Here is a 7,198-nt window from a genome sequence, read left to right as displayed (position 1 = left end):
TCGGGCCCACGACGCGATCGACGCGGCGTGGGCCCGGCTCGGGTGACTCGAGGTCAGGACAGGCGGGTGAACGCGTCGACGCCGATCTTCTTGGACGACAGGTTCACGATCTTGATCGTGTGCGTGCCGACCTTCGACCAGGTCTTGGTGAAGACCTGCTGCGCGTAGACGGTCTTCGTGGCGGCCAGGTTGACCACGGCGACCTTGGTGCCGTCGACGTAGACCGCCGCCTTGCCACGGCCCGTGCCCTTGGTGGCGACCCAGCCGAAGCTGCGCGCCTTGACCTTGTAGGTGACGTACGCCTTCTTCTTGGTGGTCACCTGCTCGGTGCCGCCCAGCGCCTTGGTCGCCTTCGCCGCGGACCAGGTGCCGTGGTAGCCCGTGCGCTTGGACTGCTTGTCGAGCACGCCCTTGGAGACCGGCCCGTAGGAGTCGGCCGTGACGTTGCCCAGGCAGTCGGCCGAGCGGACCGCGAACTGGGTGTAGCCCACCTTGACGCGGGTCGCGATCGCCTTCGGCGCGCCGTAGTACGTCTTCTCCAGGCCGTTCGAGCCGGCGACCGAGTTCCAGACGATGCCGCAGCCGTCCGAGGCGGACCAGCCCACGGTGGCGGGGATGGTCTTGGTGCTCACGGTGCCCTTGGCGAGCGATGCGCGCGGCGACTTGGTGATCTTCGGCTTGCCGCCCGTGTCGATCCGGAAGCTCCTCGTCGCGGTCTTGCGGGTGTTGTTGAAGGTGTCGCGGAGCAGGAAGTACCACGAGTGGCGGCCCTGGCTCAGGCCCGTCGCCTGCAGCTTGGTCTGGCCCCTGTTGGTGGAGGTCGCCCGCAGCTTGCCGTCGACGTAGAGCTTCACCGACGCCAGGCCGGAGTCGGCGTCACCGGCGGAGGTGTAGCCCACGGCGAGGGTGCCCGAGGTCAGGACCGTGCCGATGTGCTCGTACGTCTTCTCGGAGTTCCAGTAGCCCACGGTGCCGACGGTCGGCGCCGTCTTGTCGGCGGTGCGCGTGATCTTGACGTTGGCCGCGGTGGCCGTCAGGCCGGTGGCGGAGATGGAGAGCCCGCCGACGGAGAACGTCTCGCCGTTCTTCAGGAAGTCGACCACCAGGTCGTGGTCGATGCTCTGCTCGCGGAGCCGGACGACCACGCCGTAACCGGCCTCGGGCAGCCACGCGTCGAGCGATCCGGGCACGCCGTAGCGGTACTCGACCGTGTAGGTGCGCGTGCCGTAGGGGATCGAGACGAGGCGTCGGCCGCTGGCCCGCGCCACCGGCGCGAGCGCGATGGTGGGCGGCGTTGCGGAGGCGACGGTGTACTTCTCGGTCGACGAGAGCAGGCCGATGCGGTCCAGGTTCGGCGCGGACATGAACCCGACGGTGTTCTCGTCGGGCGTCGCGAAGCCGCCACCCATGACGTCCCACGGGTCGCCGTACTCGTCGTAGCAGGCGCTGCCCAGCGTCTGCTTGGCCGACGTCAGCACGCACGCCGAGCTGTCGACGACGGAGTCGGAGTGCTGCAGGCCGAGGTTGTGCCCGAACTCGTGGTCGAGGACCCGAGGCGTCAGCGCGCTCGCGCCGTTGAGCCAGATGCGCGAACGCCCGTCGCTGCTCGCACCGATCGAGCCCAGACCCGCCCACGTGCAGCCGGGGGTCGCCGCCGGCAGGTCGGGGAGGATCAGGACCAGGTGGTTGAACCGGCTCACGGCGGGCATGGCGCCGCCCAGCGCGGCGGCGGTGTCGGTGTAGATCTGGGACGCACCGCAGCTCTCGGCGCTCGTCGGCGGCACCGGGATGGTCACCGACCCGAGCGAGCCCTTCGCCGCGACCTTGATGCGCGCGCCGGTCGACGAGGGACTGATGGTGGCGTAGTAGGACGCGAGGCTCGAGACGAGCCCGTCGACCGAGGTCGTCGGCGCGGCCGCTCCGGTCCAGTTCACCCGGACGTACCAGACGTTGTGGGTGCCGACGCCCGAGATCGCGTCGGTCGACGCCGCGTCGGCCGACGCGCCGAGGGCGGCAGCGCTCTCGACGGCCAGGACCGTGCCTGCGGCGTTGCGCTCGACCGTCACGGCGTCACCCGACGACAGCGAGTCGACGAGCGAGGAGGGCACCGCGACGTCGCCGGCGTCCGTCTGGACGAACGCCGTGGTGGTCGAGGTGTGCGTGCGGAAGTCGTCCGCGACGGCCAGGCGCAGGACGCCGTCGACCGTGGACGCGGTGGCGCCGATGCCGCCGGTCGTGCCGGTGATGGTCGGCGGCTCGGCCGCGCTCGCGGCGCCGATCGGGACGAGGCTGGCGCACGTCAGTGCGGCGATGGTCATGGCGAGGCGTCTGGGCACGGGTCCCCCTGCTGGTTCGGCACGGGGGTGTCTTCGCGGCCCCGTCGTCGGGCATCCGGCGACCGACGGCCCCGAGGATATCGGCGCCGCGGCGCCCCTCGGCTCACTTTTCCGGGAGTCCACTCGTTTGCCTCAGGCGCCCAGTCCAGCGGCCGTGGCCGGGCCCTGCGCCGCCTGGTGGCTGCGCCGTGACGCGCGCCGCTGGGTGGCGGTGTATCAGGAGGCGCATCCGAACGGCGAGTGAGGCGTCGTGCCCTCCCCGGGGGCATGTGTGGGTGATGCGCGCGACGATGCGGGGATGCTCCTCGCTGACGTCGCAGCCACATCGACCGCGCTGGCGGCCACGCGGTCCCGGCTGGCCAAGCGCGCACTGCTCGTCGACCTGCTGCGGCGGACCGACGCCGCGGACGTCGAGGTGGTCTCCCGCTACCTCGCCGGCGAGCTGCGGCAACGACGCACCGGTCTCGGTTGGCGCTCCCTCTCGTCGCTCCCCGGACCGGCGGCCGAGCCGACCCTCACGGTCGCGCAGGTCGACCAGGCGTTCGAGGACATGTCGCACCTCGCGGGGCCGGGGTCGTCGACCGCAAGGACCGCGCGCGCTGCCGATCTGTTCGCCGCGGCCACTGCCGACGAGCAGGCTCTGCTGCGCGGCCTGGTGTCGGGCGAGGTGCGCCAGGGGGCTCTCGACGCGCTGCTGCTCGATGCGGTCGCCGAGGCCAGCGGTGTGGAGCCAGGGCTCGTGCGGAGGGCAGCGATGCTCGCCGGGGCCACGGAGCCCGTGGCGGTCGCCGCGCTGGGTGCGGGAGACCCGGCCCGGGCGGCCACCGCGCTCGGGCAGTTCGGTCTCGTGGTCGGCCGCCCGGTGCGCCCGATGCTCGCCTCGTCAGCACCGGACGTCGCCGCCGCCCTGGTCGGGCTCGGGACGGGCCCGGTGGTGGTCGACACCAAGCTGGACGGCATCCGCATCCAGGTCCACCGCTCGGGCGACGACGTGCGCGTGTTCACGCGCAGCCTCGACGACATCACCAGCCGCGTCCCGGAGATCGTCGCCGCCGTGCGTGGGCTCCCCACCACGGACGTGGTGCTCGACGGCGAGGCTCTCACGGTCGACGCCGATGGGCGGCCGCGCCCGTTCCAGGAGACCGCGTCCCGCACGGCCACCCATGACACGGTCGCGGCGGCGCACCTCACGCCGTTCTTCTTCGACTGCCTGCACGTCGACGGCCGCGACCTGCTGGACTCCCCGCTGAGCGAGCGCCTCGCCGCGCTCGACGCGGTCGCCGCGCCGCACGCGATCGACCGGCTCGTCACCGCCGACCCGGCGCTCGCGCAAGCCCGCTTCGAGGACGTGGTGGCCGCGGGGCAGGAGGGTGTGGTCGTCAAGTCGCTGGACGCCCCGTACGAGGCCGGCCGGCGCGGGGCAGCGTGGGTGAAGGTCAAGCCGCGGCACACGCTGGACCTGGTGGTGCTGGCCGTCGAGCGCGGTTCGGGGCGACGCCGTGGGTACCTGTCGAACATCCATCTCGGTGCCCGCTCGGGCGACGGGTTCGTGATGCTCGGCAAGACGTTCAAGGGCATGACCGACGAGATGCTCGCGTGGCAGACGGAGCGGTTCACGGAGCTGGCCGTCGGGCCGACCGACGGGTACGAGGTGCGGCTGCGACCGGAGCAGGTGGTCGAGATCGCCTTCGACGGCCTGCAGCGCTCGTCGCGCTACCCCGGCGGGGTGGCGCTGCGGTTCGCGCGCGTGCTGCGCTATCGCGACGACAAGACGGCCGCCGAGGCCGACACGATCGAGACCGTCCTGGCGCTGGCGCGCTGAGGCGCCGGGCGATGACGGCCGAGAGGACGACGATGACCACGCAGCATTCGGCTCGCGCTGCGGCGCGGGCTTGCGGACGTGTCGAGGCAGGTGCGCGCTGATGGACCCGAACGAAGCCCGTGCGCTGCTGGCAGCCTTGCGCGAGGAGGCCCTCGACCGGGCGCGCGGGCTGCGGGCGAGCAAGACCGACCTCGTCGACGCCGCGCGCGACGCGAACGTCGACGACGAGCACGACCCGGAGGGCGCGACCATCGCGTTCGAACGGGCTCAGGTCGACGCGCTCGCGGGGGACGTGGCGCGCCGGCTGGCCGAGATCGATGCGGCCGAGCGGCGCGTGGACGAAGGCACCTACGGGCTGTGCGCGGTCGACGGCGTACCCATCGACCCCGACCGGCTGCGCGCGCGCCCGACGGCCACCACCTGCCTCGCGCACGCCACCGGACTGGCAGGCTGAGGAGCACATCCGCCCGAGCAGGGAGACACGATGATCGACTTCAACTCCACCGGCTTCGTCAAGCTCTCGCCGTGGGACGGCCAGCAGGCGTTCGAGGAGCTCGCCGGCGTCCTGCTCCCCGGCGAGCAGGTGCTCCTCGCGTTCAAGGGCATGCGCGACTCCGTGACGTTCACCGACCGGCGGCTCGTGGCCCTCAACGTCCAGGGCATGACCGGCAAGAAGAAGGACTACACGTCGCTGCCGTACTCCAAGATCCAGGCCTTCTCCGTGGAGACCGCAGGCGCCTGGGACCGGGACTCCGAGCTCGAGCTGTGGTTCAGCGGCCTGGGCAGGGTCAAGTTCAACTTCGCCTCGGGCGTCGACGTCCGCGGCCTGAACGTCCTCGTCAGCGAACGCCTCTTGTAGCGCGAGCGCGAGCGCTACCGTGAAGGCGTGAGCCCGGCGGACCTGGAGACCCTGGCGTACCTGCGGCGCGCCAAGGACCTGATCGACCGCGAGTACGCGAAGCCGCTCGACGTGCCGACCATGGCGCAGAAGGCGCTCATGTCGCCCGCGCACTTCTCGAGGCAGTTCCGCGCCGCCTACGGCGAGACGCCGTACAGCTACCTCATGACGCGACGGATCGAGCGCGCGATGTCGCTGCTGCGCGACGGCATGAGCGTCACCGACGCGTGCATGGCCGTGGGCTGTACGTCGCTGGGCTCGTTCAGCTCGCGGTTCGCCGAGGTGGTCGGCGAGACGCCGACCGCGTACCGCAGCCGCGAGCACACCGCGGTCAAGGCGATGCCGCCGTGCGTCGCCAAGGTGCAGACCCGGCCGGTGCGCAACAAGAGCAGGATCGAAGAAGCAACCGCCGAGGCTGCGACCTAGGTTCGTGGGCATGACCATCACACTCAAGTACTGCAACGTGACCGTGAGCGATGTCGACGAGGCGATCGACTTCTACGGGGCCCTCGGCCTCAAGGTCCAGAACGACGTGGCGTCGGGAGAGTTCCGCTGGGTCACTCTCGGCAGCGACGCGCAGCCGGGGCTCGGCATCGTCGTCTCCGTGCCGCACGCCGGCCGCTCCCAGGTGGAGGGCGACGCGCTCCAGGAGCTGCTCGTGAAGGGCTCGCTGCCCACGCTCGTGTTCAGCTCGGACGACGTGGACAGGACGTTCGAGACCCTGCGCGAGTGGGGCGCCGAGGTGCTGCAGGAGCCCATGGACCAGGGCTGGGGGCCGCGCGACTGCGCGCTGCGTGATCCGTCGGGCAACACCGTGCGGATCAGCCAGGCCGCCTGACCGACCCGTTCGCCGCGGCGCGGGTCGGCTACGTTCGGCGTATGCCCACCCGCGCCGCGTCCTCGAGGACCGCGTGCATCGTCGGTGGCGGACCGGCGGGGCTGATCGCTGCGGAGGTGCTCGCCACGGCCGGCGTGGCGGTCACCGTGCACGACCGGATGCCGTCGGTCGGGCGCAAGTTCCTGCTCGCCGGGCACGGGGGACTGAACCTGACGCACTCCGAGGATCGCGAGCCGTTCCTCTCCCGCTACGGCTCGTCCGCCAACCATCTGGCACCCATGATCGACGCGTTCGGCCCGCAGGACCTGCGCGACTGGAGTGCCGGTTTGGGCGAGCCCACGTTCGTCGGGTCGAGCGGGCGCGTGTTCCCGGAGGCGTTCCGGGCGATCCCTCTGGTGCGCGCGTGGCTGACGCGGCTCGCGGGGCTGGGCGTCACGATCCAGACGCGGCGGACGTGGACGGGGTGGACCGACGACGGGGTGCTCCGGTTCGCGGACGGCGTCGAGCCTGCCGCCGACGCGACCGTCTTCGCGCTCGGCGGTGCCTCGTGGCCACGTCTTGGCTCGGACGGCGGATGGGTGGAGCACTTCACCGGCCGTGGAGTCGAGGTCGCCCCTCTCCGAGCCGCGAACGTGGGTGTGCGCGTGGCGTGGAGCGACGTGCTGGCCGAACGGTTCGCGGGGACGCCGCTCAAGAGCGTCGCGCTGACCGTGCGCGGGTCGAGCGGGTCGAGCGGGTCGAGCGGTTCGACGGGGCGCGGTGACGCGATGGTGACGCGGCACGGCATCGAGGGCGGCCCGGTGTACGCGATCGGAGCGGCGATCCGCGACGGCCTCGACGCGGGGGCCTGCGTCGTCGAGGTCGACCTGCGGCCGGCGCGCACCGTCGACGAGCTGGCAATGTCCCTCGCGCGCCGCCGTCCCAAGGAGTCGTCGTCCACGTGGCTCCGCCGCACCATCGGTCTCGACCCGGTCGCCATCGCATTGCTCCGCGAGGACGGGCCGCTGCCCACCGACCCGCGGGGGATGGCCGCACTCGTCAAGGCCGTGCCGGTGACCGTCACCGACACGATGCCCATCGCGCGCGCGATCTCGACCGCAGGGGGCATCGCGTGGTCGGAGGTCGACGAGTCGCTCATGCTGCGCCGCATGCCCGGCACGTTCGTCGCTGGAGAGATGCTCGACTGGGAGGCGCCGACGGGCGGCTACCTGCTGCAGGCCTCCTTCGCGACCGGCGTGGCCGCTGCGAGGGGTGCGCTGGACTGGCTGGAGCGCCCGACGCCGTGACATGACGAAGGGCCCGCC

The 7,198-nt window shown here is 72.1% G+C and carries 7 protein-coding genes; 6 read left to right on the top strand and 1 reads right to left on the bottom strand.

Annotation, left to right across the window (positions count from 1 at the left end; translation table 11 throughout):
• Positions 1–53 precede the first annotated feature (53 nt).
• Positions 54–2,318: a metallopeptidase domain-containing protein gene (locus QRT05_RS00580; protein ID WP_289444206.1), complete on the bottom strand. Its 2,265-nt coding sequence runs from the start codon at positions 2,316–2,318 to the stop codon at positions 54–56.
• Between the two features lie 316 nt (positions 2,319–2,634).
• Here QRT05_RS00580 and QRT05_RS00575 point away from each other — a divergent pair, with 316 nt between their 5' ends.
• The 6 genes from QRT05_RS00575 (at position 2,635) to QRT05_RS00550 (ending at position 7,180) form a co-directional block, all read left to right on the top strand.
• A complete protein-coding gene (locus QRT05_RS00575; RefSeq protein WP_289444204.1) occupies positions 2,635–4,158 on the top strand; it encodes an ATP-dependent DNA ligase in 1,524 nt (507 codons plus the stop codon).
• Between the two features lie 100 nt (positions 4,159–4,258).
• Positions 4,259–4,612 carry a TraR/DksA family transcriptional regulator gene (locus QRT05_RS00570; RefSeq protein ID WP_289444203.1) on the top strand — a complete coding sequence of 118 codons (354 nt, stop codon included), beginning with the start codon at positions 4,259–4,261 and terminating at the stop codon, positions 4,610–4,612.
• Positions 4,613–4,642: 30 nt separating this feature from the next.
• Positions 4,643–5,017, top strand: coding sequence for a PH domain-containing protein (locus QRT05_RS00565; protein ID WP_289444201.1), 375 nt, complete (start codon positions 4,643–4,645; stop codon positions 5,015–5,017).
• 27 nt (positions 5,018–5,044) lie between these two features.
• Complete coding sequence (locus tag QRT05_RS00560) at positions 5,045–5,482, top strand: helix-turn-helix transcriptional regulator (RefSeq protein WP_289444200.1); 438 nt, start codon at positions 5,045–5,047, stop codon at positions 5,480–5,482.
• Positions 5,483–5,492: 10 nt separating this feature from the next.
• Positions 5,493–5,894, top strand: coding sequence for a VOC family protein (locus QRT05_RS00555; RefSeq protein ID WP_289444198.1), 402 nt, complete (start codon positions 5,493–5,495; stop codon positions 5,892–5,894).
• Positions 5,895–5,935: 41 nt separating this feature from the next.
• Positions 5,936–7,180 carry a BaiN/RdsA family NAD(P)/FAD-dependent oxidoreductase gene (locus QRT05_RS00550; protein ID WP_289444196.1) on the top strand — a complete coding sequence of 415 codons (1,245 nt, stop codon included), beginning with the start codon at positions 5,936–5,938 and terminating at the stop codon, positions 7,178–7,180.
• Positions 7,181–7,198 lie beyond the last annotated feature (18 nt).

The sequence above is a fragment of the Cellulomonas edaphi genome (genome assembly GCF_030362815.1).
GTDB lineage: Bacteria > Actinomycetota > Actinomycetes > Actinomycetales > Cellulomonadaceae > Cellulomonas > Cellulomonas edaphi.
Note: the sequence above shows the minus strand (reverse complement) of the source record. Positions and strands in the feature narration are given on the sequence as shown.

Bases quoted from the DNA above. Each gene is read 5' to 3' on its own strand.
- QRT05_RS00550 (WP_289444196.1), top strand. From the start codon at position 5,936: ATGCCCACCCGCGCCGCGTCCTCGAGGACCGCGTGCATCGTCGGTGGC.
- QRT05_RS00575 (WP_289444204.1), top strand. From the start codon at position 2,635: ATGCTCCTCGCTGACGTCGCAGCCACATCGACCGCGCTGGCGGCCACG.
- QRT05_RS00580 (WP_289444206.1), bottom strand. From the start codon at position 2,318: ATGACCATCGCCGCACTGACGTGCGCCAGCCTCGTCCCGATCGGCGCC.
- QRT05_RS00570 (WP_289444203.1), top strand. From the start codon at position 4,259: ATGGACCCGAACGAAGCCCGTGCGCTGCTGGCAGCCTTGCGCGAGGAG.
- QRT05_RS00565 (WP_289444201.1), top strand. From the start codon at position 4,643: ATGATCGACTTCAACTCCACCGGCTTCGTCAAGCTCTCGCCGTGGGAC.
- QRT05_RS00555 (WP_289444198.1), top strand. From the start codon at position 5,493: ATGACCATCACACTCAAGTACTGCAACGTGACCGTGAGCGATGTCGAC.